Origin of the sequence: Thauera aromatica, from assembly GCF_023093595.1 — a bacterium.
Lineage (GTDB): Bacteria > Pseudomonadota > Gammaproteobacteria > Burkholderiales > Rhodocyclaceae > Thauera > Thauera aromatica_A.
In genome coordinates this window covers 1-22711 of sequence record NZ_JALLIK010000090.1, presented here as the reverse complement: position 1 = coordinate 22711, position 22711 = coordinate 1, and the positions used below count along the sequence as shown (strand labels likewise).

The window sequence follows — 22711 nt, the reverse complement described above, 5'->3', positions numbered from 1 at the left end:
TGCCGCCAGGCGCTGGCCGAACCCGTTCACCCTTCACCTCCGGCCGCTCGCGCCGCGGCCACTTCCAGTTCGGGCGGCACCACCAGCAGCGGCGGCGCAGGCGGCATCCCGCCTTCGCGCTGCGCGCGGCGCAGACCGAAAGCCCAGGCCAGCAGCTCCGCGACCGCGGTATACAGCGCCGCCGGCACCTCGGCGTCGAGATCGACGTGGCGGTGCAGGGCGCGCGCCAGCACCGGCGCTTCCAGCAGGGGCACCCCATGCTCGACGGCGATCGTGCGGATGCGCGCCGCCACCGCGTCGGCGCCCTTGGCCACCACCCGCGGCGCGGCCATGCGTGCGGCGTCGTAGCGCAACGCAACGGCGAAATGGGTCGGGTTGGTCACCACCACGTCGGCCCCGGGCACCTGGCTCATCATGCGCCGCCGCGCCATCTGCTGCTGCACCATGCGGATCCGCCCCTTGACCTGCGGGTCGCCGTCGGACTCCTTGTGCTCGCGGCGGACTTCGTCCTTGGTCATGCGCAGCTTCTTACCATGGCTCCACAGCTGGTAGGGAACGTCGATCAGCACCACCACCACCAGGGTCAGCACCATCAGGGCGCAAGCCTGCGCCGCGAGTTCGAGCGCTCCCGCCAGCGCCCGCGCCAGCGGCATCTGGGCCAAGGCACGGAATTCGTCGAGGTGCAAGGCGAGGAAGGTCACGCCGACCCCGCCGACGAGAAACGACTTGGCGAGCGCCTTGAACAGCTCGGCCAGTGCCTGGGTGGAAAAGACCCGTTTGAGGCCCTTGATCGGATCGAGCTTGGAGAACTGCGGCACCAGCGCCTTGGCCGACACCAACCAGCCGCCGAGCAGGGCCGGCGCGATCAGCGCGATCAGCGCGAGCAGGGCGAACAGCGGCATCATCCCGAACAAGGCCCGGCGCAGCAGTTCGAACCCCGCCAGCACCATCCACCGCGGTTCGAAGGCGTGGCTGCGCTCGAACAGGAAGGCCCGCTCCATGATCGACCCGAGCTGTTCGTACAGCGTCGCGCCCATCACCCACAGGCCACCCACTCCGCCGGCGAGCAGGGCAAACGTGGCCAGCTCGCGCGAGCGCGCGACCTGGCCCTCCTCGCGCGCCTTGTCCAGGCGCCGTGGAGTGGCTTGTTCGGTCTTTTCCTGATCGCTGCCGTCGTCTGCCATCGACACGCCCGGACAATGAAATCGCAACCGGCTATTGTCCGAACATTGCGCCCTCGCCGATGCGACGAACAGCGGAGGGATTCACCGCCAGTTCGACCCTGGGTAAACGCGCGACGGGGGGCGCGCACCGGAGGGAATGCGCCGCAGCTCCGGGCGCCCGCCCCGCGGACGCCGCCCGGGCAGACTCAAAACCCGAGCTGCTCGAGCAGGTCGTCGACCTGGTCCTGGTTGGCGACCACGTCCGGATTGCCTTCGACCTTGATCTGCGGGCCGTTGAGCAGGGGATTGACGCCTTCCTTCGGGGCGCGGGCGAAGTTCGCCTGCTGGGCCGCGGGGGCGTTGTCGATCAGCACCTGCAGCAGCTGCTGCTCGATCTCGCGGATGACGTCCATCATGCGCTTGATCACCTGCCCGGTGAGATCCTGGAAATCCTGCGCCATCATGATTTCCAGCAACTCACGATGGGTCGCCTGGGTGAGCTCGGGCACCTCCCCCAGATAGCCGCGGGTATCCTGCACCAGCTCGCGGGCCTGCTCGAGCTCGACCGGGTTCCGGAACCATTCCGACCACCGGTCGTCGAGCGCCTTCGCCCGCGTGCTCAGTGCGTCCTGGATCGGCTGCGCGCGATCGATGGCGTTGAGCGCGCGCTCGGCGGCCTGCTCGGTCATCGTCGCAACGTAGCTCAGGCGGTCGCGGGCGTCGGGAATGGCCTCTGCCGCACGCGCGATTTCCTTGTCCAGTCCCAGCTCGCGCATGCTGTCGCGCAGCATGCGGGTGAGCTGGCCGATCCGCAGGATCAGGTCCTCGCCCCCGGCGACGTGGCCGCCCGGCGAGGTCGAATGCGCCTCTGCGCTCATGATCGCTCCTTCCGACGGAATCCGCCGTAATCGTTACATACCCAGTTTTTCGAAGATCTTGTTCAGCTTTTCTTCCAGCGTCGCCGCGGTGAAAGGCTTCACGACGTAGCCGTTGGCCCCGGCCTGGGCCGCGGCGATGATGTTCTCCTTGCGCGCCTCGGCGGTGACCATCAGCACCGGGAGGGCCTTCAGGGCGCCGTCGGCGCGGATCTGACGCAGCATCTCGAGACCGTCGAGGTTGGGCATGTTCCAGTCCGAAACGACGAACTGGAAACCGCCGGCGCGCAGCTTGGTGAGCGCATCCTGGCCATCTTCGGCCTCATCGACGTTGTTGTAGCCCAGCTCCTTGAGCAGGCTGCGCACGATCCGGCGCATGGTGGGGAAGTCATCCACCACCAGAATCCTCATGTTCTTGTCAGCCATCTACCTTCCCTTTCCTTCCAATGAGTGAACAACAAGCGGCGCTCACACCCGCTGCACGTGCCCCGCCTGGGTGACGAGTTCGAGCAGGCGAGGGGCGATCGCATCGAGACCGAGCACTTCGCAGGCCCCGCCGATCGCGATCGCCTCGCGTGGCATCCCGAACACGACCGAGCTGGCCTCGTCCTGCGCCACGGTGGCCGCGCCGGCGTGGCGCATTTCCAGCAGGCCGGCGGCGCCGTCCTTGCCCATCCCGGTCAGCAGCACGCCGACCGCGTTGCGCCCGGCGTGTACCGCCGCCGAATGGAACAGGACATCGACCGACGGCCGGTGGCGATTGACCGGCGGGGCGTCGCTGAGGCGGGCGATGTAGTTCGCGCCGCTGCGGGCGAGTTCGAGGTGGGCGGTGCCGGGGGCGATGTAGGCGTGACCGGGAAGCACCCGCTCGCCGTCGCTCGCCTCGCTGACGGTGATCTCGCACAAGCGGTCGAGGCGCTCGGCGAACGAGCGCGTGAACCCCCCCGGCATGTGCTGGGCGATCATCACCGCGGGGCTGTTGGGCGGCAGCCGCTCGAGCACCGCGCGGATGGCCTCGGTGCCGCCGGTCGAGGCGCCGATGATGATCAGCTTCTCGCTCGAGATCAGCGGCGCCTTCAGGCGCACCGGCGCCGGCCGCGCGCCGCTCGCCGCCCCGCGCGGCCGCGAGCGGGCGGCAGCGCGGATCTTGTCGGCGATCAGCTCGCCGTATTCGAGCATCCCTTCGCGCAGATCGGTGCTCGGCTTGGCGATGAAATCGAGCGCGCCCAGCTCGAGCGCGCGCAGGGTGATTTCGGAGCCGGCCTGGGTCAGCGACGACACCATCAGCACCGGCATCGGCCGCAGCCGCATCAGGCGCTCGAGGAAGTCGAGGCCGTCCATGCGCGGCATCTCGACGTCGAGGGTGAGCACGTCGGGGTTGTGCTTCTTGATCAGGTCGCGCGCCACCAGCGGGTCGGGCGCGACCGCCACCACTTCCATGTCGTCGTGCTCATTGACGATGCGGCTGAGCACGTTGCGGATCAGCGCCGAATCATCGACGCACAGCACCTTGATACGCGGCTTGCTCATGACACCCATCCTTCTTCGGCGACACGCCCGAACGGACCTTCGGGGCGGCGGCCGGCGGGTGCTGCGTGCGCGCCGGCGGCGCGGACATACACCGTCTGCCCGCGCAGGCGGAACGACTGGGTGATGTAGGAAAAATTCTCGGAGTGCCCGGCGAACAGCAGGCCGTCGGCCTTGAGCAGCGGCGCGAAGCGCTCGAGGATCCGGGCCTGGGTCGTAGTATCGAAATAAATCATGACGTTACGGCAAAATATCGCATCGAAGGGGCCATCGATCGGCCATTTCTCGGCAAGTAGGTTGAGCGGCTCGAAACGGATCATCGCCGCGATTTCGGGACGCACCCGGGCAAATCCCTGGCGCGCGCCCCGACCTTTCTGGAAGAAGCGCCGCAGGCGCTCCGGGTCGATGCGCTCGAGCCGCTCCAGCGGGTAGATGCCTTCGCGCGCACTGTCGAGCGTATCGGTGTTGATGTCGGTCGCGATCACCTGCGCCTCGCTCGCCCGCGCCCCGAGCGCCTCGACCAGGGTCATCGCGATCGAATACGGTTCCTCGCCGCTGGAGGCCGCCGCGCACCACACCCGCACCGGCCCGCGACGCTCCCGGACGTGGTCGGCGAGCAAGGGAAAATGATGGGCCTCGCGGAAGAAGGCGGTCAGGTTGGTGGTCAACGCGTTGGTGAAGGCTTCCCACTCGCGCGCCTGGGGCTGGCGCTCGAGGCGCGCGATGTAGTCACTGAAACGCTGCAGCCCGTGGTGGCGCAAGCGCTTCGCCAAGCGGCTGTAGACCATTTCTTTCTTGTGCTCGGACAGCACGATGCCGGCGCGCTCGTAGATCAGCGTGCGGATGCGCTCGAAGTCGCTCCCGGTCAACTCGAGGTCGCGCGCGCAGGAAAGGCCGGACGCCGAAGCGTCCGCCCGGTTCCTGGAATCGGGGCCGACGCTCAAAACTCCTCCCAGTCGTCAACGGCAGAGGCGGCCATTCCGAGCGGTGCCGCCAGTGCCGCCGCGGGCGCGGCCGCGGCGGCAGCGGCACGCACACGGCGCCGATTGCCGGACTCGGCCTCCCCTCCCGCCAAGGCGGGACGGGCTTTCGCCGTGCCGCCGGCGCGCGTCGCCGGGACCGCGGCATGGTGCAGCCCCGCGCGCTCCGCGCCGGCGCCGCGCAGGCGGAAGGCGGCGATCGCGATCGTCAGCTGTTCGGCCTGGTGCTCGAGTGAGGCCGCCGCGCGCGCCGTGCTTTGCACGCGCGAGGCGTTTTCCTGCGTCACTTTGTCCATCTCGACGATCGCCTGGTTGATCTGCCCGATGCCGCTGGTCTGTTCTTCGGAGGCTGCGGTGATCTCGCCCATGATGTCGTTGACCCGGCTGGTCGCATTCACGACTTCGCCGATCGACGCTTCGGCCTGGTGGATGAGTTCGGCACCGCCCTCGATTTCGGCCGACGACGTGTCGATCAGGGCGCGGATCTCCTTCGCCGCATTCGCCGAGCGTCCGGCCAGGTTGCGCACCTCGCCGGCGACGACGGCGAAACCGCGCCCCTGTTCGCCGGCGCGCGCGGCCTCGACCGAGGCGTTGAGCGCGAGGATGTTGGTCTGGAAGGCGATCGAATCGATGACGTTGATGATGTCCGACATCTTGCGCGAGCTCGCCGTGATCCGCCCCATCGAATCCACCACGCCGCGCATGTGCTCGCCCGCGGTGCGCGCACGCTTGGCGTTATCAGAGGTCAGTCCGCTCGCCTGGCGGGCGTTCTCGGTGTTCTGACGCACGGTGGCGGTCATTTCCTCCATGCTCGAGGCGGTCTCCTGCAGCGCCGCGGCCTGCTGGTCGGTATGCGAGGACAGGTCGTTGTTGCTCGCCGCGATCTCCCGGCTGGCCGGCGTCACCACGGCGATGCCGGCATTGACCTCGGTGACGATGTTGCCGAGGCTGCGCCGCATCACATCGAAGGAGAGCATCAGCTTGCCGAGTTCGTCGTCGCGCCGCTCGGGCGCATCGATGCCGATGTTGCCCGCCGCGATCTGCAGGGCGAACGCACGCAGTTCGGCCACCGCGCGCAGCAGGCCGCGGATCACCATCACCCCGACCAGGGTCAGCAGCAGCAGGCCCAGGCCGGCGCCGACCGACAGCACCATCGCCATCTTCGCCTGCATGTCCTCGGCCTCGGTCGCCAGCGCCGCGGCGAGCACCTGCTTTTCGCCCACCAGCGAGGACACCATCGCCGACAGCTTGATGCCCGTGGCCTGGAGTTCGGGCGAGCGCTGCATCACCGCCTGGTAGACCTCGAACGGTTCCCCGCCGGAGAGCAGATCCGCCATGCCCTGCAGGCCATCCACATAGCCGTTGAAGCTCTGGTCGAATTCGCCGGCGATTCCGGTATGGTTGATCTCGCGGGCGCGATAGGCTTCCCACAGCTCGAGCATGGTCGAGCTCAGGCGGCCGACCGTCCCGGCCCGCTCTTCGCGCCCCTCGAGCACCGTCATCGGGTTCGACGAAGTCACCGACTGATAGCCCTGGGTGATCAGCTGGTCGATCTGCTGCAGGCGGGCGATGTCTTCCAGACCGTCGCGGCGCAGTTCGAGCACGCGCTGGCCGGCGCTGTCCATCGCATACAGGCCGAGGCCGCCGGTCAGGATCAGCAGGCCTGCGGCGATCGTCATCATCGCGATCATCCGCGCGCGCATGGTGCGCACGTTCAGCCCGCCGAGCCAGCCCAGCAGGCCGCCGCGCTTGATCTGGCCGCGCGCCAGCACAACCCCGCCCTTACCCTCGCGGATGCGCTGGTAGGCCGCTTCGGCGCGCTCGATCGCGGCACGCTCGGCCTTCAGCCGCACCGAGGCGTAGCCGACCACGCTGCCCCCTTCCATGACCGGAGTGACGTGCGCATCGACCCAGTAGTAGTCGCCGTTCTTGCGCCGGTTCTTGACCAGGCCGTGCCAGCTCTCGCCGGCCTGCAGCGTCTGCCACATGTTGGCGAAGGCTTCCGGCGGCATGTCGGGGTGGCGCACGATGTTGTGCGGGGCGCCGATCAGTTCCTCGTGGCTGAAGCCGCTTGCTTCGACGAACGCCCGGTTCGCATAGGTGATGACACCGTTCAAGTCGGTGCGCGTGTTGAGGATCTGCTCGTCCTTCAACTCGTATTCTTTCTGGGTAACGGGCTGGTTATTGCGCATCGAGCGTTCCCTCCTCGGTCTCGTGTCCTGTCGTGACCGGCCCTAGGGCCGGCACTTTTCTTGTGTTGTGCAGCCGTACTGCCGCAGGCTCAGGCCCGCGCCTCCTCCACCAGCGCCATCTCGCCGCTCGTCAGCAGCTTCTCGATATCGACGATCACCAGCATGCGGTCATCGACGCTGCCCAGCCCGCTGAGGAAATCCGACGACAGGGTGACGCCGAATTCGGGCGCCGGCCGGATCTGCTCCGGCGTCAGCGTCATCACGTCGGTGACGCCGTCGACGACCATCCCGATCACCCGTCCACCGACATTGACCACGATCACCACGGTCTCGGGCCCGTATCCGGTGTGCTCGAGCCTGAACTTGATGCGCAGATCGACGATCGGCACGATGACCCCGCGCAGGTTGGTGACCCCCTTGATGAAATCGGGCGCGTTGGCGATCCGGGTCACGCTCTCGTAGCCGCGGATTTCCTGCACCTTGAGGATATCGACGGCGTACTCCTCGTCGCCGAGCGAAAACACGAGGAACTCGCGGTGTTGCGCCTCGGCGCCGCCGGCCGCGGAATCGGCGTTGTAATGACTCATAGCGTCTCCACCTCCTTGATCGAAGTTTTCCGTCCTGCTTTCGCCCCGCCTGCGGCCCCCGTGCTCACCTTCGCTTCCCGGCTCAGGCGGTGCAGTCCGCCGATGTCCAGGATCAGCGCCACCCGGCCATCGCCGAGGATCGTCGCCGCGGAGACGCCCGGCACCTTGCGGTAATTGGTCTCGAGATTCTTCACCACGACCTGCTGCTGGCCGATCAGCTCGTCGACGAGCAGGGCGTGGCGCCGTCCCTCGGCCTGCACGATCACCGCAATGCAGGCGACCGGGTCGGTGCACGCCCCCGCCACCGCCAGCGCCTCATGCACCGGGATCACCGACAGATACTCGCCGCGCACCTTCAGCACCACATCGTCCCCGCCCATCGAATGCAGGTCTTCGGCCTTCGGCTGGAGCGACTCCAGCACCGCCGACAGCGGCAGCACGAAGACTTCCTCGCCGACCCGGATCGACATCCCCTCGAGGATCGCCAGCGTCAGCGGCAGCACGATACGGGTGGTGGTGCCTTCGCCCAGGCGCGAGAAAATCTCGACCCGCCCGCCCATGCTCTGGATGTTGCGCTTGACCACGTCCATGCCCACGCCGCGCCCGGAGACGTCGCTGACCTGTTCCGCGGTGGAGAAGCCGGGAGCGAAAATGAGCTGCCAGACCTCGTCGTCGGTCATCGAGTCCGACACCGCGAGCCCCTTCTCGCGCGCCTTCGCCAGCAGCTTGTCGCGGTTGAGCCCGGCGCCATCGTCGCTGACCTCGATCAGGATGTTGCCCCCCTGATGCTGCGCCGACAGCGTCAGCCGGCCGCGGCGCGGCTTGCCCGCGGCCTCGCGCACCGCCGGCGGCTCGATGCCGTGGTCCAGGCTGTTGCGCACCAGGTGGGTGAGCGGATCGATGATGCGCTCGGTCAGGCTGCGGTCGAGCTCGGTCGACTCGCCCTCGGTAACCAGTTCGATGTCCTTGTCGAGCTTGCCCGCGAGATCGCGCACCAGGCGCGGATAGCGGCTGAACACGTAATCCATCGGCACCATGCGGATCGACATCACCGCTTCCTGCAGGTCGCGCGCGTTGCGCTGCAGCACTCCCATGTCGTTGAGCAGCGCGGTGTGGGTGACGTCGTCCAGTCCGCTCGCGGTCTGCTCGAGCATCGACTGGGTGATGATCAGCTCGCCCACCAGGTTGATGATCTGGTCGACTTTCTCCACCGGCACCCGGATCGACGACGACTCGCCGCCCCCCTTCGCCGCAGCAGCGACCTTGGCCGGGGCAGCCTTCTCGGCCGCCGGCTTCGCCGCCGCAGGCGCAGCCGGCGGGGCGGGCGCGGGAGCCGACACGACCGCTGCCGCCGGCGCGGCCGTCACTGCGGGCGCCGGCGGTGCGCCAGAAGCCGCCGGCGCGGCGGCCAGCGGCGTGATCTGGAGCTGTTCGGCCTCGATGATGAAATACAGCACCGCCTCGATGTCGTCCGCATCGACCGCAGTCAGCAGCTCGATGTCGTAGCGCTCATCGCCCCCCTGCTGCGCGCACAGCGTGCCGAGGTGGGCCAGCTCCTCGAGCAGCAGCGCCCGATCCTTGGCGGGCACGCCGAGCAGGCTCACCTGCAGGCGGCGTTCGCCGTGGCCACCGGCTCCGCCCGCCGCAGCCGGTTCGGTCGCGACGGGTTCGGCCACCACAGGTGGCGGCGGAGGGGGCGGCGGCGCCTCGACCGCCTGCACCGGTGTGCTGCCCGACGCACCGGCGCCCTTGCCGATTTCCTCCAGCGCCAGCTGCTGCAAGACGCGGCAGATGCGCTCGAAGGCGGCCTGGTCGGGCTCTCCGCCGCTGCGGTAGGCTTCCAGCTGATCTTGAAGCATGTCCTTGGTTTCCAGAAAGAGGTCGACGATGTCCTTGCGCAGCGTCAGTTCTCCGCGCCGGGCATGGTCGAGCAGGTTCTCGAAAATGTGCGTGGTTTCCTGCAGGCGCTGGAAGCCGAACGCACCGGCGCCGCCTTTGATCGAATGCGCCGCACGGAAGATTGCGTTGAGCTGCTCGGCATCGGGCGCATCGCAGTCGAGCTCGAGCAGATGCCCCTCCATGTCGGCGAGCAGTTCGACCGCCTCTTCGAAGAAGGAATCGAGAAATTCACTGATGTCCATGGCCGCCCCCCGTCGCGTAGTCCAATGCCGTATGCCTCATCACCCCGGCGCCGCCCGTTCAGTGCGCGGGCGCGCCGGGCGCCTTTCCGCTCGCGCCGGCATCCCCGCCGGCCCCTGCCCCGTCGGCCGGCGCTTCGAGCGGGCGGCCGAAGCCATCGACCGCGTCCACCGGATGGCGGATGCGTTCGGCCACTTCGTCGAACAGCACCACCACCTCGATGCGCCGGTTCGCCGGATCGACCGCCGTGGTCGTCGGCAGCGGCACGCGGTCGGCGAAGCCGGATACGCGCAGCAGCTTGTCGGCGTCCAGCCCGCCGGCGACAAGCTCGCGCCGGGTCGCGTTCGCACGTCCGGCCGACAGCTCCCAGTTGCCGACGCCGCGCACGCCATCGACGTACTGCAGGCCGTCGGTATGGCCGCCGATGCTGAGGTCGTTGGGCAGCTCGTTGAGCAGGGGCGCAAGCAGGTGCAGCAGATCGCGCATGTAGGGGGCGACGCGTTCGCTCGCCAGATCGAACATCGGCCGCGCGTCGGTATCGACAAGCTGTACGCGCAAGCCTTCGCGGGTGACGTCGAAGCGCATCTGGATGCGCAGCTCGCGCAGCTGCGGGCTGGCCTCGACAGCGTTGATGATGCGCTGCTGCAGGTTCTGCAGCGCGCGCCGCTGGATCTCGGTGGGCCGGGTCTGGCTCAGCGGGTCGATGCGCTGGCGCTCGCCCTCGGCGTGCGCGGGATCGGGGCCACCGCCCGGGATCACGTTCGCGCTCGTGCCCTGGCGTTCGCCGCCGGTCAGCGACACCAGCAGGGGTGTGCGGAAATACTCCGCCACCGCATCGCGTTCCTTCTGGCCGGCGTTGGAGATGATCCACATCACCAGGAACAGGGCCATCAGCGCCGTCATGAAGTCGGCCAGGGCGATCTTCCAGCTGCCGCCATGGTGGCCATGCACCACCTTCTTGCGGCGGACGATGATCACCGGCCGCTGGTCGCCCGCTCCACGGGCGCTCATGCGTTCCCCGTCTCGGCCCGCGGGCCCCGCACGTGGGCTTCGAGTTCGGCGAAATCGGGGCGCTCGCTCGAATCGAGCGTCTTGCGCCCGAACTCGACCGCGATCGGCGGCGCATAGCCGTTGAGGCTGGCGAGCAGCGTCACCCGGATGCACTGCAGCATCTTCACCGCCTCGGCGACCTGGCGCTCGATGCGGTGGGCCACCGGACTGATGAAACCGTAGCCGACGAGGATGCCGAGGAAGGTGCCGACCAAGGCGTGGGCGATCATCTGCCCCATCTGGTCGGGGGGCGCGTCGGCCGTGCTCAAGGCTTTCACCACCCCCATCACGGCGGCGACGATGCCGAACGCCGGCATCGCGTCGCCGACCCGGGCGAGCGCGCTGGCCGGCACATGGGCCTCGTGCTCGAAGCCCTCGATCTCGTGCAGCATCAGCTCGTCGAGCTCGTGCGGGTTCATTCCGCCGCTCACCATCAGGCGCAGGTAGTCGGTCAGGAAGCCGAGGATCATCGGGTCTTCGATCACCTTCGGATACTGCGAAAAGAGCGCACTCTCCGCAGGGTTGTCGATGTCGCGCTCGATGCCGAGCATGCCCTCGCGGCGGATCTTGCTCAGCAGCTGGTACAGGAGTGCCATCAGCTCCATGTACATGGCCTTGTTGTAACCCGCGCTGCGGCGCAGCGTGGAAAAGCTGCGAAACGTGGCGCGGATCGCCTTGCCGTTGTTCGAGGCGATGAACGCGCCCACTCCCGCGCCGACGATCATCAACACTTCCGTGGGCTGGAACAGCGGCCCGAGGCTGCCGCCCGAGAGCACGAACCCGCCGAAAACCGAGGCGATGACGACGATATAGCCGAGAGGTATCAGCACTGCGGAGCCCCGGAGACGAAGATCTGAAAAGGAATTCCCGATTTAATCGGCTGCGGGCGGCGGAACTTTAGCCCGCCCACGCTATCGCCGACCGGCGGTTGCCGCCGTCCCTGCGCAGCGGACCCGGTCCGGTGGTGCGAGGAAAGCGTCCCACCGCCGCTCAGCCGCTCGCCGGACCGCTACACGCGCCAGCGGTACGCAGCTCCGAGCGCCTGGCCGCGGCATGCGAAGACGCGCCCTTGCCGGCGCGCGACGGCGGCTGGCACAGGCCGCAGACGTAGTCGTGCACCGGTGCATGGGCGTGGGCGACGAACTTTCCGCCGCAGCGCGTGCACCGCGACCGCTGCAGCATCCCGCTTTCGAAAAAGCGCACCAGCGTCCATGCGCGCGTCAGCCCCAGGACGGCCTGCTCGCCATCGCGGTCGACGAGCTCCCGATACAGGCGGAACGCTTTGACGAACGCATCCATGCGCTCGCAGCCGGGATCTTCGTACAGGCGCAGGTAGGTGTTGTAAAACAGCGACGAATGGATGTTGGGCTGCCAAGTAACGAACCAGTCGGTGGAAAACGGCAGCATCCCCTTGGGCGGAGACACGCCGCGGATTTCCTTGTAGAAACGGATCAGCCGCGTGCGGCTGATCGCGGTCTCCGCTTCCAGCACGTGCAGCCGCGCGCCCAACTCAATCAGCTCGACGGCGAGGTTGATCTCGGCCAGCTCGGCAACCAGGCTCTTTTCGCTCATTGCGCCTCGTCCTCGCCTTCCGAAGCAAGCACGATCGCCGCATGCAGCCCGGTCAACCCCTCCAGCCGGCGGTTTTCGACCAGCGCCTTGAAACGCTCCGCGTCGTCGAACACCAGCCGGCACAGGAGCTGATTGCAGACCGCGAGCTGGCGCACCTGGCGCGGCTTGAGCGACAGCAGCACATCGGCCACCGCATCGTTGATCTTCAAGCGGAACTTCGCGCTCGTCCGATCCTGAGTCAGCATGCGCTGGGCAAGCATCAGGTACAGGAGATTGAGCTCCTCGACTTCCTCTCCAAACGGTTCGTTCTTCATCTTTATCACTACAGCTTCCGCTTGTATTCCTGCATTTTAGGCAGAGCCCCTAGGGGCCGGAGCCGCCCGCAAGCCGGCCCTGGGTCATCCTTTCCGTGCCGCCTGCGACGGCTGCGGGTCTCCATCCGCATCCACCGCAGCCAACTCCCGTACCCAGACCAGAAGCTCCGCCACCACCTGATAGAAGGCCGGCGGAATCGTCTCGTCCACATCGATCTGCATCAGCAGCGCGACCAGCTCGGGCGCACCATGCACATGGACCCCGCAACGACGCGCCTCAGCGATGATGCGCTCGGCCATTTCGCCGTAACCGCGCGCCACCACCCGCGGTGCACTGTCACCATCACGATAGGCCAGCGCCACCGCCTGCCGGCGCCCCCCCTGCTCAGCGCCCATCACTGTCCGCTCCCCGGCCCTCACCCGTTTCTTCGGCCACGGAATCGACGGCAAGTTCGAGCGTGTCGAAACCGAACGCTTCGAGGCGGCTGCGCAATGCCTCGAGCCCTTCTTCGAGGCGCGCGCGCGCGCCGCCATCGGCTGCGCTCAGACGTAACGCCAGCGCACGCTCGCGCAAGGCCAACGAGACGCTCAACGCTCCCAACCCGGCGACATCGAGGCCGAGTTCGGCGCGCCATTCCTGCTCGTCTTCCTCGCCGCCCTCCTGCCCGCCTGCACCCTCGTGCGCCCCGGCGCGCCCTTCGAGCTGCGGCAGCGCCAACGCGAGGACGACGAACAATCCGCTCCAGGCCTCGCCTTCCCAGCGCAGCACCGGCGTCGCCAGCAACTCGAGCTGATGCCGCACCAGCGCCTGCAAGCCCTCTTCCACGACCACCCGCGACGACGCGGGCTCGGCTTCGGGCACGACCTTCGCCGCTTCGGGCACGGCCTCTCCGGACGAGGCAAGCGGCAGGGGCGATAGCCGCTGATAAACTTGCAAAACGTTACGACTTTTATCAATTTTGTTAGAGGAAGTCAAAACCGTCTCACCCGGTTGCGCTTCGGCCGAGGGCACACGTCCCAGCTCGACGCTGGCAGTCGCAGCCTCCCCACGGCTGCCAGCGGAAGGCGGCGGGAACGGCATGGATGGCGCATCCGGGGCCGGCGGCGAGGGGGCGGACGGCGGCGGGAGCGGCGAAACCGGAGCTGCCGGAGCTGCCGGAGCTGCCGGAGCTGCCGGAGTTGCCGGAGTTGCCGGAGTTGCCGGAGTTGCCGGAGCTGTCGGAGCTGTCGGAGCTGTCGGAGCTGTCGGAGCGGCGCCGGGCGCGGGCGCCGATGGGGCCGGCGGCGGGCGCCCCCCCATCTGGGGTTCGCGCAGCAGCTGCGCGACCGGCAGGCGCCCTTGGTACCAGCGTGCGAGGTGACTTTCGTAGAACAGGCCGCTGTCGCGCACGCCCTGCTCGAAACGGCCGGCGAGCACGGCAGGGTCGGCTTCGCCGGCACCCAGCAGCGGAGCCGCGGGGCGCAGCGCCGAAGGCGCGGCGGGAAAGCGGGACAGCAACTCGGCGATCGCGCGCGCAGACGGACTCAAATGCACCCGCGCCGAAGCGTTCGCCGCAGCCGGCAGCGCACCCGGGCTACGGGCGCCTTCGCGCTGCGCGGCGGCGCCGGCTTCGGCGCCTTCGGCACGCTTCCCGGGGGGCGCCAGAGTGTCGGCCTTGCGCCCATCGACGCCGGCATCGCCATGGATCGCGCGCAGCGCCTCGATCGGTCCGGGCGGGCCGACGGCCTGATTGAGCGGGGCAGGAAGCGCCGTATCGACCCGCCTCCCCAGCACGTGATGGAGCAGGGTGTCGAGCAGCGGGTTGATACCGCTCACGGCGTCCCGGGGATGAACTCCGCACCGTCGTCGGGCAGCACCGGCGGAAGCTGGCGACGATAGGCTCGCCGGGCGGCATGGCCGCGCTCGACCCCCGCGATCAGGCGCCCGAGTTCGTCACGGCGGGCGAGCAGGCGCTCGCGGACCTCGAAGTCGTGCTCGAGGATGCGCTCGAGCAGTTCGGCCTTGCGCTCCTGCTCCGTGGCATCGAGCGTCAGCCCGGCCTCGACGCGCCCCAGATGCTCGACGGCATCGACGTAGGCGGATTCATGCTCGAGCAGCGCCGGCCAGTCGTCGGAGCGGGCTGCCGCCAGCATCTGCGCGCATCGCCGCAGCAACGCCTCGTAACCGGCAAGCAGGGCCAGCTGGGGGTCGCGCGTCAGTGCGCCGCCCTCGAACAGGCTAACCATTGGCGTGTTCCGCCACGGGTTCGCCGATCTCGCGCCACGCCGAAGCGATGTCGGCGAGCAGGCGTTCGGCCTCGTCGAGCCGGTCCACGCTGTTTTCCAGGTTCGCCTTCAGCAGCAGGTCGGAAATGTAGTCGTACAGCGCTTCCAGCCGCCCGGCGAGTTCGCCGCCGCGCTCATGGTCGAGCGCGCTCGACAGCCCGCCGACGACGTCGATCGCCTTCGAGATCGCTTCGCCCTTGGCCGCCACCTTCCCCCCCTGCATGTGCAGGCGGGCGGCACGGATGAAGCCGATGCCGCCGTCGAACAACATCATGATCAGCTTGTGCGGGCTGGCCGACATCACTCCGCTTTCGATGCCCATCCGCGCGTAGGCGCGGGCTCCATGGCGAACATTCACGATGACACTCCTGTCTTCTTGTCATGCGCCCGGCAACGTACGAAGCTACCGCACCATTGCCGGCCGTCTCTCTGTCAGGCGCGAGGCCGCCGACTCACTTCTTCGAATGGTCGAACAGCGCGCTGAGGTTTTCGAACTGCTGGGTCAGATAGCCGCTGGTCTGGTTCATGCTCGCCACCATGCTGTCGAGCTGGCTGAACTGCTCGCGGTAGCGTGCGATCGTGGTCTCGATGCTCGCTTCCATGCGCGTATAGCGCTGGTCGAGGGACTTCGCCTGGGCCTTCTGCGCCTTGGTGGCGTTGTCGAACAGGCCGCCGCTGTCGAGCATCGGCTTGATCCGCGCTTCCAGGCGCGCGGCCAGCCCGGTGGACGCGTCGGCTTCGGTGCCGGCAAAAAAGGCCGACACCGAAGCGGGGTCGGCGGCGATCTTGTCGGCGAGCGTGGTGCCTTCGGCCTTCAACGAGCCATCGAGCTGGACGCGGATGCCCAGATCCGACAGCATGCGCACGTCGCCCGCCCCGCCCATCGCGGTGATCTCGCGGCGCAGCTGCGACTGCACCGAGCGCAGTGTGCTGTCGCCGAGCAGAATGCCGGCAGAACCGCTTTCGGCATCGTAGCTGCTCAGGTCGCGCAAGGCCGAATGCAGGCTGTTGTAGGCCTTGACGAAATTATCCACCCCGTCCTTGACGCCCTTTTCATTGCGGCTGACGGTCACCGTGGACGTTCCCTCTTCGGCCAGACTCAGGGTGACGCCCTGAATCGCGTTTTCCACGCGGTTGCTGCCGCTGGTGATGCCCACGCCATTGACCTTGAACGACGCATTGCGCGCCACCACCGTTTCACTAGCCGCACCGGCAGGCGGGTTGAGCGGATCGTAAGTCGCTGCGTCGAAGGCGAACTTCGTTTCCAGCGCGACGTCGTCGCCGTCATGGGCGAAGGTCACCACATTCACCGCCGCAGCCGTTCCGGTCGCCGTGGTGCTCAGCACCAGCCGCCAGGGCTCGGCACTGCCATCGTTGACCAGCGAAGCCGTCACTCCGGCATTTTTGGCGTTGATCGCATCGCGGATGTCGGCCAACGAGCTACTGTTCGCGGTCAGCGCGATGTCCAGCGTTTGCGCGCTGCCGCCCTCACCCACGTCGATCGTCAGCGTACCGGCGCCGAGGTCGGTGTCGCTGGTGGCAAAACCCGCCGTCGCCAGGCTCTGCGCACGCGCCAGGTGAGTCACCTCGACGTCGTAGACCCCGGCCACCGCGTCGACCGAGGCCGTCGCTGTGACCGCACTCCCCGACACCGTACTCGACACCTGGCGGAAATGCGCCGGATCGGCGAGCTTGGTCGCGGCATCGCGAAAGCTCGCCAGCGCGCTCTGCATGCGCCCGTAGGCCGAAATCCGTGCCTGCACCGCCTTTTTTTGCTGCGTGATCGGCGCGAGCTTGCCACGCTCGGCCGAATTGAGCTGGTCGAGCAACCCGTTCAGGTCCAGCCCCGAGCCGATGCCCAGGGCGCTGATGCTGGCCATGTCCTGCCTCCCGTCAATCGATCGTCGATTCTTCAACTGCCACGCCAACGGTCAGTGTGACAGGGCGCGGCGGCGTGCACTCGGCGGAGAAACCGCCGGCACACGCTGCTGTTTGGTTTATCGGCGACCGGGACGCGGACTTGAGACGCCGCTTCAGGCGTCGACCGGGCACTCCTCGACCACCGCGCCCAAGCGCGCCAGCGCCGGTCCGCGCAGGATCTCTCCGGTCAGGGTCTCGGGGGCGGCGATGCGATCGGTCAGCTCCACCTGGACCGGGCGGCGGTTCTCGTCGAGGCGCTGCACCCAGGCCAGACGGTCGCCCTCGTAACGCACCAGCGCCCCCACCGGCAACGCACCAAAATGGCGCAGGTGGCGCCGCACCCAGTTGGGATCGAAAGGCGAATCGGAGCGCAGCAGGGTGCGATAGATTTCCGCCAGCGACAGCGGCGGGCGGTCGGCGCGGGCGCGGCGCATAGCCTCGACCGCATCCACCACCGCTGCCGCGCGCGCGAGCTCGCCGAGCGCATCGGCGTGGGTGCCGTCGGGGTAGCCGCTGCCGTCCAGGCGTTCGTTGATCTGGCCGACCACTGCCATCACCACGCTCGGTGCCAACCAGCGGCAGCGCGCCAGACGCTCGACCAGCAAGCCGACATGCTCGGCCAGGCGTGCGCGCGCCGGCGCATCGAGCGTAGTCGCAGCCATCAGCTCGGCCGGCAGCAGCACCTTGCCCAGGTCATGGACCATCGCCGCCGCCGCCACCGCCTTGCGCAGCGCGGGCGTCACCCGCGGACCGCCCATCAGGTCCACCAGGTGCGCCGCCACCGCCAGCCCGTGGCGCACCGGCATCGGCTCGCGGTGCATGCAGCGGGTGGCGAACAGCACCGCTTCGCGGTCTTCGTCGAGCAGCGTCAGCAGCAGATCGGCATGGCGCGACAGCTGCGCCGGGTCCACGTCGCCGCCGTGCTGCAGCTCCAGCGCCTGGGCATCGAGGTAGCCGGCGACACGCGCCAGCCGCCGCGCCATCGGCGTCGGGTGCACCAGCGCCGCGCGCCAGCCCACCGGCTGCTCGGCCCCGGGCGACGGAGTAAGCAGCGGCGACGGCTGCACAGTGCCGGCCAAGGTGCCGTCCAGGCGCGCCACTTCGCGCTCGATCTCGCGCACGAACTGCCACAGCAGGCGCTCCTGCTCGGCGCTCGGGGCCTCGAAGCGGAAGCCGACGAACATCGCGTGGCGGCGGATATCGGTGTTGAAGCGGGTCGCCTGTGCGGCGATGATGAAGCGCACGCCGTTGGGAAAGCACAACTCCACCTCCAGCGGCAGCGGCGCATCGCGCAGGCGGGTGCCGGACGACAGCGGCAGCGCCGCCTGGCAACCGCCCAGCGACAGGTCGCGCAGGTCGCCATGAATACTGCCGGCGGCATCGGCGCTGCGCACGACCACGCCGACCTCCATGCCCGGACGCAGGCGCGCGCGAAACGCCTCGCGCCGCTGCAGCACCCCCAGCGTCACCGGATAGGGGCAGTCGCAATACACCCGTCCCCCTTCCTCGCGCACCGCCTCGGCCACGATCGGTTCGGTGCGCAGCAGGCGTTCGCCGGCCCGCCCCAGCACGCGAAACGCCTGTCCGCGGCGCAGCTCGCCGGCGATCTCGCGCACCGCGCCGATATCGAGCACCAGCACCTCGCCCGGACGCTGCTCGGCCACCAGCACCGGCTGCGGCTCGGCGTCATCGCGCTCGAGGCGAATCCAGGCGCCGTCGGCGTCGCTCAGCGCCCCCAGCAGCTGTTCGACTTCGATCGGGTTGTCCACCCGGTTGTACTTGTCCTGCTCGTCGACCATCGTCCTCGTCTCCACCCGCCCTGCAGCGCGGCCCCATACACAAACCACCCGTTATTCCCAACGCGTGGCGGGCGGCCATTCTAAGCTTTCCACGGCCGGACGGGGCGGCGCGGCGGCAGACCGGGCTCCGGGCGGCGCTTCGGTGGCTGCGTTAAGTCGGCCGAGGATGAGCCGTAGCTGATCCAGCTTGGCCAGTCGCTGGCCTTTCAATTGATTATGTAGTAACGTGACTACATTAAATTGACGTAGGAGGTGCCCTATGACCATCACAACCCTATCCAGTCGGGAGCTGAACCAGGACGTGACGCGAGCAAAGAAGGCCACCAAGAGCGGCCCGGTGTTCATCACGGATCGCGGCAAGCCTGCACACGTGCTGCTGAGCTTCGAGGACTATCAGCGGCTGACGAAGCAGCGGCGCAACATTGCCGATGCGCTGGCGATGCCGGGCGTTGCGGACATCGAGTTCGAGCCGCCGCGCGTAACCATTGGAGCCCGGCCGGCTGATCTCTCATGATGTACGTGCTCGATACCAATGTGCTGTCGGAACTGCGCAAGGTACGGCTTGGCAAGGCCGATGGGAATGTGGCGGCATGGACGGAAAGCGTCGATGCCGCCGACCTCTTCGTATCGGCCATCGCCATCATGGAGCTGGAGCTCGGTGTTCTGTCAATTGAACGCAAGGACGCTACCCAGGGGGCCATGCTGCGCTCGTGGCTGGAGCAGCACGTATTACCCGAGTTCTCCGGGCGCACATTGTCTATCGATACCGCTGTGGCGCAGCGCTGCGCCCGGCTGCACGTACCAGACAAGCGCGGCGAGCGTGACGCGCTCATTGCGGCGACGGCACTGGTGCACGGCATGGCGGTAGTCACGCGCAACGCGGCCGATTTCAAGCCAACGGGAGTGACCATCATTAATCCGTGGGAGCCGCCGCCACCTGCACCCCGCAACCCCAGCGCTTGATTCGCGTGACTGAGATTCATTGCTAATCAGGAACATGCATAGCGAGCAATTCAAGCCGGTTCGCCTGGACACCAAGGCGGAACTTGCCCGTGCCATGCAACGGCCAGGATTCAAGGCCGCGTGGGATGGATTGGAAGAAGAGTACGCTGCACACAACGAACTGCTGCAGGCCCGCAAGCAGGCGGACCTGACCCAAGAGGAAGTCGCAGCGCGCTGCGTGGGAGCGCCTCAGAAAACGGAAAAATCGTACGCTAAGCCGGTTGCCTGGCCCGCCCGCTTGTCAGAGCATACAAAATTTTGTATGGTTGCAACATGACTGATCCCAAGCCTGTCGAGTTCATGGGAAGCTCCCTCGATGACCTGCGCGCCTTTCCACTGGCCGTGCGACGCGAGGCCGGCCTCCAGATCGACCAGGTGCAGAGGGGTCGCGAGCCCGACGACTGGAAGCCGATGAGCACCGTAGGCCAGGGCGTTCGGGAGATTCGGATTCGGGACGCGAGCGGCGCGTTCCGGATCATCTATGTGGCGAAGTTCACCGACGCCGTGTATGTGCTTCACTGCTTCCAGAAGAAGACGGAGAAGACCAGCAAGGCCGACGTGGATCTCGCCGCGAAGCGTTACCGCGACTTGGTGAAGGAGCTAGGACAATGAGCGAGCAACGATACGCCAGCGTTTGGGACGCCATCGAGGACGCGCCGGCCGAGGCGGAGAACATGAAGCTGCGGTCCGAACTGATGATGGCGCTCAAGGATCACATCACCCGCACCGAAATGAGCCAGTCGCAGGCGGCCAAGCTGTTCGGTGTCACGCAGCCGCGCATCTCCGACCTGATGCGCGGGAAGATCAACCTGTTCGGCCTCGATGCCTTGGTGAACATGGCTGCCGCGGCTGGTTTGCACGTCGAAATGCGGGTACTTCAAGCGGCCTGACCTTCTCGAAACTCGCCGTTCTGCGTAGGTTCAAGCGAGAACGGTTTTCGAGAACGCCCCAGCCCCACAGTCGCGACAAAGCGCCGCCTTCTCAGCAAGGCGGCATTTGACCCCGATCCCGATCCCCTTCAATGGCTGGCCGGTGGGGGCGACCCGGCGGGTCGCCCCTGCGGCTCGGCGAACACCTCGTCCAGGCTGCGGGCGTCGAGCACGGCGTCGGACCAGGCTTCGAGCTGCGCCTCGGTTGCCGCGTTGAGGCGTGCTTCCACCCAGCCGGGCAACTCGCCGAAACGGCGGGTCAGCTGGCGCGCCAGCACGCGGGCCTCTCCGCGGAGGACGCCTTGCTGCAGCCCTTCCACCCGCCCCTTCTGCTCACCCGCAGCGAGGTAGTCCTTGGCCCATTTTTCGATGCGTTGCGACAGCATGGTGTTCAGCTCCTGCAGATCGTCCAGTTCGGGCAGATCGATGGCGTAGGTGCGATTATGCCTGAGGACCGCACGCAGCCAGATGGCGACGATGCGGCGCACGCGGGCGAAGGCCGGGGCGCGGGTTTCGACCTCCAGGCGGGCGACGAAGTCCTGGATCGCCGCGGGCGTCTGCAGGCGTTCGGCCTGGAAGATCGCGGCGGCGAGGTTTTGCGGCAGGCCGCGCAGGGTTTCGTCCGGGTAGGCGCCCTCGTCGATCAGCACGTAGCGCATCTGCGGCTGCAACGGCTTCAGGAATGCCGGCAGCGGCGGCAGCAACGCCGCCAGCGTGGTCGGTGCGCGCCAGCGCCGCTCGCCGTTGTAGAGCACGATCGGCAGCACCGGCGGCAGCTGTCCGCCCGGGGCGAACTGCTTCTGGCGGATCAGGTCCTGATACAGCAGCCCCACATACACCAACATGCGCAGCGCCATGAAGCGGTCAATGGCGTGCTGGAACTCGATCAGCAGGTACAGATACACCCAGCCCTCGCCGCTCTTCACCCGCCACACCACGTCGTCGGCGCGCTGGCGCATGTCCTCGCTCACGTAGTGGCCCTTGACCGGCTCCAGCGTGGAAAAGTCGAGCCGCTGCAGCCACGGATCATCGACGAAGCCGCGCACCAGGTCGCGCACCATCAGCGGGTCGGAAAACAGCAGCTTGTAGCCGGAATCGTGGTCGCGCGCGGGCATGAGGAGCTGACCGGGGTCAAGTAAAGGAGACGACGATGAAATACCCGATTGCAATCGAGCCGGGCGACGAGACGCACGCCTGGGGCGTGGTGGTGCCCGACCTGCCGGGCTGCTTTTCGGCGGCCGACAGCGGCATCGACGAAGCCATCGACAACGCCAAGGAAGCCATTGCGGCGTGGATCGAGGCGGTGATGGACGACGGCGGCGACATTCCGGCGCCGACCTCCATCGCGGCGCACCGCGCCAACCCCGAATTCGATGGATGGATCTGGGCCGTGGCCGAAGTCGACCCCGCCATCCTCGACGACAAGGCCGAGCGGGTGAACATCACCCTGCCGCGCCGCGTGCTGGCCCGGCTCGATGCGCACGCCCATGCGGCGGGCGAAACCCGCTCGGGCTACATCGCCAAGCTCGCCATCGAGGCCCGGCCGCACGCCTGAGCTGTAAATGCTGCAAGCCAAGCTCGCCATGCGAGCCAAGCCGGACGAGTTGCAAGGTCTCGGCGTCGGGCGTTGCGCGATGTTGTCCCTTGGCTGCGCGCTTGTAGTCACGCCTGAACTGGCCGCTTGCTTCAATCTGTGCCTCATTGCGGCCCACAACCGACGATTCTGCCACGGGCCGGTCCGGTATCCATTCGAGAGGCGGCGCGGCGCGCTTTACCGAATTAGGGAATTGTGCTAATGGGAACGATGCGTAGGCAGATATATGCCTCATACAGAACCATTGCAAATGTTTTGTGGAATGCTTAAAGTTGAAATGAAGCAAGCTTAGGCGGATAGCCCACCTTCTATTTGGGATAAGTCATGAAATCTTCTGATCGTGCATACCTTCAGGGTGTGCTGGACAGCTTCATTTTGGCAGCCATCAACCGCGTCTCTCACTCTGGCGACATGGAGCACTTGTTCCGCCTGGATGCGGTGGAACTGAAGCAAGCAACGGATCGGCAACGACTCCATGAGACGGTTGTGGACGATGTGCTTGGCTTTTTCTACGGAGCACGCGTTGAGATCAAGTATGACCAGGGAAGGGCTTCGTTCGACATTTACTTGGACTTGTCTCGATGCGCTTTGAATCAAGGCCAGTCCTCGGCGTTGGCAACGGCCATGGAGATGTTCCGAGCAGAGCACAACTAAAAGTGCCGCATCAGCGAGGATATGGAATGCTCCAGCAACTAGCAGGCTGTTGATTTAGCCAGATCCGAGCAACGGCGAGGCTTTCCCGGACGTTATAATACGATCTGCATTACCACTCCAATTGTTCCGATGCGCGGCACCGACCATAA

General features: G+C 67.4%; 26 protein-coding genes. 7 read left to right on the top strand and 19 right to left on the bottom strand.

The genetic code is table 11. The annotated features are described in order from the left end of the window. Positions 1-26: 26 nt before the first annotated feature. The 18 genes from flhB to MXC99_RS05555 form a co-directional block, all read right to left on the bottom strand. Positions 27-1184, bottom strand: a complete 1158-nt coding sequence (gene flhB, locus MXC99_RS05645; protein ID WP_247724533.1) for a flagellar biosynthesis protein FlhB — start codon at positions 1182-1184, stop codon at positions 27-29. A 185-nt stretch (positions 1185-1369) separates the two neighbouring features. Beyond that, positions 1370-2041: a protein phosphatase CheZ gene (gene cheZ / locus MXC99_RS05640; protein ID WP_247724532.1), complete on the bottom strand. Its 672-nt coding sequence runs from the start codon at positions 2039-2041 to the stop codon at positions 1370-1372. A gap of 33 nt (positions 2042-2074) precedes the next feature. After that, positions 2075-2464, bottom strand: a complete 390-nt coding sequence (gene cheY, locus MXC99_RS05635; RefSeq protein WP_075146940.1) for a chemotaxis response regulator CheY — start codon at positions 2462-2464, stop codon at positions 2075-2077. Positions 2465-2506: 42 nt separating this feature from the next. Continuing rightward, entirely contained in the window at positions 2507-3568 is a 1062-nt protein-coding gene (locus MXC99_RS05630; protein WP_247724531.1) for a protein-glutamate methylesterase/protein-glutamine glutaminase, read from the bottom strand. Further along, positions 3565-4434 (bottom strand): CheR family methyltransferase, encoded by an 870-nt coding sequence (locus MXC99_RS05625; protein WP_247724530.1) that lies wholly within the window; start codon positions 4432-4434, stop codon positions 3565-3567. Before MXC99_RS05625 ends, MXC99_RS05630 begins: the two co-directional genes overlap by 4 nt. Positions 4435-4505: 71 nt before the next feature. Next, entirely contained in the window at positions 4506-6737 is a 2232-nt protein-coding gene (locus MXC99_RS16920; protein WP_282100048.1) for a methyl-accepting chemotaxis protein, read from the bottom strand. Positions 6738-6826: 89 nt separating this feature from the next. Next, positions 6827-7324 carry a chemotaxis protein CheW gene (locus MXC99_RS05610; RefSeq protein WP_107219775.1) on the bottom strand — a complete coding sequence of 166 codons (498 nt, stop codon included), beginning with the start codon at positions 7322-7324 and terminating at the stop codon, positions 6827-6829. Next, positions 7321-9465 (bottom strand): chemotaxis protein CheA, encoded by a 2145-nt coding sequence (gene cheA / locus MXC99_RS05605; protein ID WP_247724529.1) that lies wholly within the window; start codon positions 9463-9465, stop codon positions 7321-7323. Before cheA ends, MXC99_RS05610 begins: the two co-directional genes overlap by 4 nt. Positions 9466-9523: 58 nt before the next feature. Beyond that, positions 9524-10474: a flagellar motor protein MotB gene (motB, locus tag MXC99_RS05600; RefSeq protein WP_247724528.1), complete on the bottom strand. Its 951-nt coding sequence runs from the start codon at positions 10472-10474 to the stop codon at positions 9524-9526. Next, a complete protein-coding gene (motA, locus tag MXC99_RS05595; RefSeq protein WP_247724527.1) occupies positions 10471-11343 on the bottom strand; it encodes a flagellar motor stator protein MotA in 873 nt (290 codons plus the stop codon). Before motA ends, motB begins: the two co-directional genes overlap by 4 nt. A gap of 160 nt (positions 11344-11503) precedes the next feature. Next, positions 11504-12085, bottom strand: coding sequence for a flagellar transcriptional regulator FlhC (gene flhC / locus MXC99_RS05590; RefSeq protein ID WP_247724526.1), 582 nt, complete (start codon positions 12083-12085; stop codon positions 11504-11506). Then, positions 12082-12399, bottom strand: coding sequence for a flagellar transcriptional regulator FlhD (flhD, locus tag MXC99_RS05585; RefSeq protein ID WP_247724525.1), 318 nt, complete (start codon positions 12397-12399; stop codon positions 12082-12084). Before flhD ends, flhC begins: the two co-directional genes overlap by 4 nt. Positions 12400-12483: 84 nt before the next feature. Further along, positions 12484-12795 (bottom strand): EscU/YscU/HrcU family type III secretion system export apparatus switch protein, encoded by a 312-nt coding sequence (locus MXC99_RS05580; protein WP_247724524.1) that lies wholly within the window; start codon positions 12793-12795, stop codon positions 12484-12486. Next, positions 12785-14215, bottom strand: a complete 1431-nt coding sequence (locus MXC99_RS05575) for a flagellar hook-length control protein FliK (protein WP_247724523.1) — start codon at positions 14213-14215, stop codon at positions 12785-12787. The genes MXC99_RS05580 and MXC99_RS05575 overlap by 11 nt, the downstream gene beginning before the upstream one ends. After that, positions 14212-14625: a flagellar protein FliT gene (locus MXC99_RS05570; RefSeq protein ID WP_247724522.1), complete on the bottom strand. Its 414-nt coding sequence runs from the start codon at positions 14623-14625 to the stop codon at positions 14212-14214. The genes MXC99_RS05575 and MXC99_RS05570 overlap by 4 nt, the downstream gene beginning before the upstream one ends. Next, positions 14618-15022 (bottom strand): flagellar export chaperone FliS, encoded by a 405-nt coding sequence (gene fliS / locus MXC99_RS05565; RefSeq protein ID WP_247724521.1) that lies wholly within the window; start codon positions 15020-15022, stop codon positions 14618-14620. Before fliS ends, MXC99_RS05570 begins: the two co-directional genes overlap by 8 nt. Positions 15023-15116: 94 nt before the next feature. Then, the gene (fliD, locus tag MXC99_RS05560) at positions 15117-16544 is read right to left on the bottom strand and encodes a flagellar filament capping protein FliD (RefSeq protein ID WP_247724520.1); all 1428 of its coding nucleotides are present in this window, start codon (positions 16542-16544) and stop codon (positions 15117-15119) included. Between the two features lie 153 nt (positions 16545-16697). Beyond that, a complete protein-coding gene (locus tag MXC99_RS05555; RefSeq protein WP_247724519.1) occupies positions 16698-18383 on the bottom strand; it encodes an HD domain-containing phosphohydrolase in 1686 nt (561 codons plus the stop codon). Positions 18384-18642: 259 nt separating this feature from the next. Between MXC99_RS05555 and MXC99_RS05550 the strand changes: the two genes are divergently transcribed. From MXC99_RS05550 to MXC99_RS05530, 5 genes are read left to right on the top strand one after another with little or no spacing between them, the layout of a single operon-like run. Further along, positions 18643-18897, top strand: coding sequence for a type II toxin-antitoxin system Phd/YefM family antitoxin (locus MXC99_RS05550; protein WP_151024704.1), 255 nt, complete (start codon positions 18643-18645; stop codon positions 18895-18897). Further along, complete coding sequence (locus MXC99_RS05545) at positions 18894-19346, top strand: type II toxin-antitoxin system VapC family toxin (protein ID WP_247724518.1); 453 nt, start codon at positions 18894-18896, stop codon at positions 19344-19346. Before MXC99_RS05550 ends, MXC99_RS05545 begins: the two co-directional genes overlap by 4 nt. A 34-nt stretch (positions 19347-19380) precedes the next feature. Next, positions 19381-19662 carry a hypothetical protein gene (locus tag MXC99_RS05540; protein WP_247724517.1) on the top strand — a complete coding sequence of 94 codons (282 nt, stop codon included), beginning with the start codon at positions 19381-19383 and terminating at the stop codon, positions 19660-19662. Further along, positions 19659-19997 carry a type II toxin-antitoxin system RelE/ParE family toxin gene (locus MXC99_RS05535; RefSeq protein ID WP_247724516.1) on the top strand — a complete coding sequence of 113 codons (339 nt, stop codon included), beginning with the start codon at positions 19659-19661 and terminating at the stop codon, positions 19995-19997. The genes MXC99_RS05540 and MXC99_RS05535 overlap by 4 nt, the downstream gene beginning before the upstream one ends. Further along, positions 19994-20275 (top strand): helix-turn-helix domain-containing protein, encoded by a 282-nt coding sequence (locus MXC99_RS05530; protein WP_247724515.1) that lies wholly within the window; start codon positions 19994-19996, stop codon positions 20273-20275. Before MXC99_RS05535 ends, MXC99_RS05530 begins: the two co-directional genes overlap by 4 nt. Before the next feature lie 128 nt (positions 20276-20403). Here MXC99_RS05530 and MXC99_RS05525 read toward each other — a convergent pair whose 3' ends face one another. Beyond that, complete coding sequence (locus MXC99_RS05525) at positions 20404-21429, bottom strand: Rpn family recombination-promoting nuclease/putative transposase (protein WP_247724514.1); 1026 nt, start codon at positions 21427-21429, stop codon at positions 20404-20406. 35 nt (positions 21430-21464) lie between these two features. On the opposite strand from MXC99_RS05525, the gene MXC99_RS05520 reads away from it, so the two are divergent. Both MXC99_RS05520 and MXC99_RS05515 read left to right on the top strand, forming a co-directional pair. After that, on the top strand, positions 21465-21869 hold the full coding sequence (locus MXC99_RS05520; RefSeq protein ID WP_247724513.1) for a type II toxin-antitoxin system HicB family antitoxin: 405 nt from the start codon (positions 21465-21467) through the stop codon (positions 21867-21869). A gap of 363 nt (positions 21870-22232) precedes the next feature. Continuing rightward, the gene (locus MXC99_RS05515) at positions 22233-22562 is read left to right on the top strand and encodes a hypothetical protein (RefSeq protein ID WP_247724512.1); all 330 of its coding nucleotides are present in this window, start codon (positions 22233-22235) and stop codon (positions 22560-22562) included. Positions 22563-22711 lie beyond the last annotated feature (149 nt).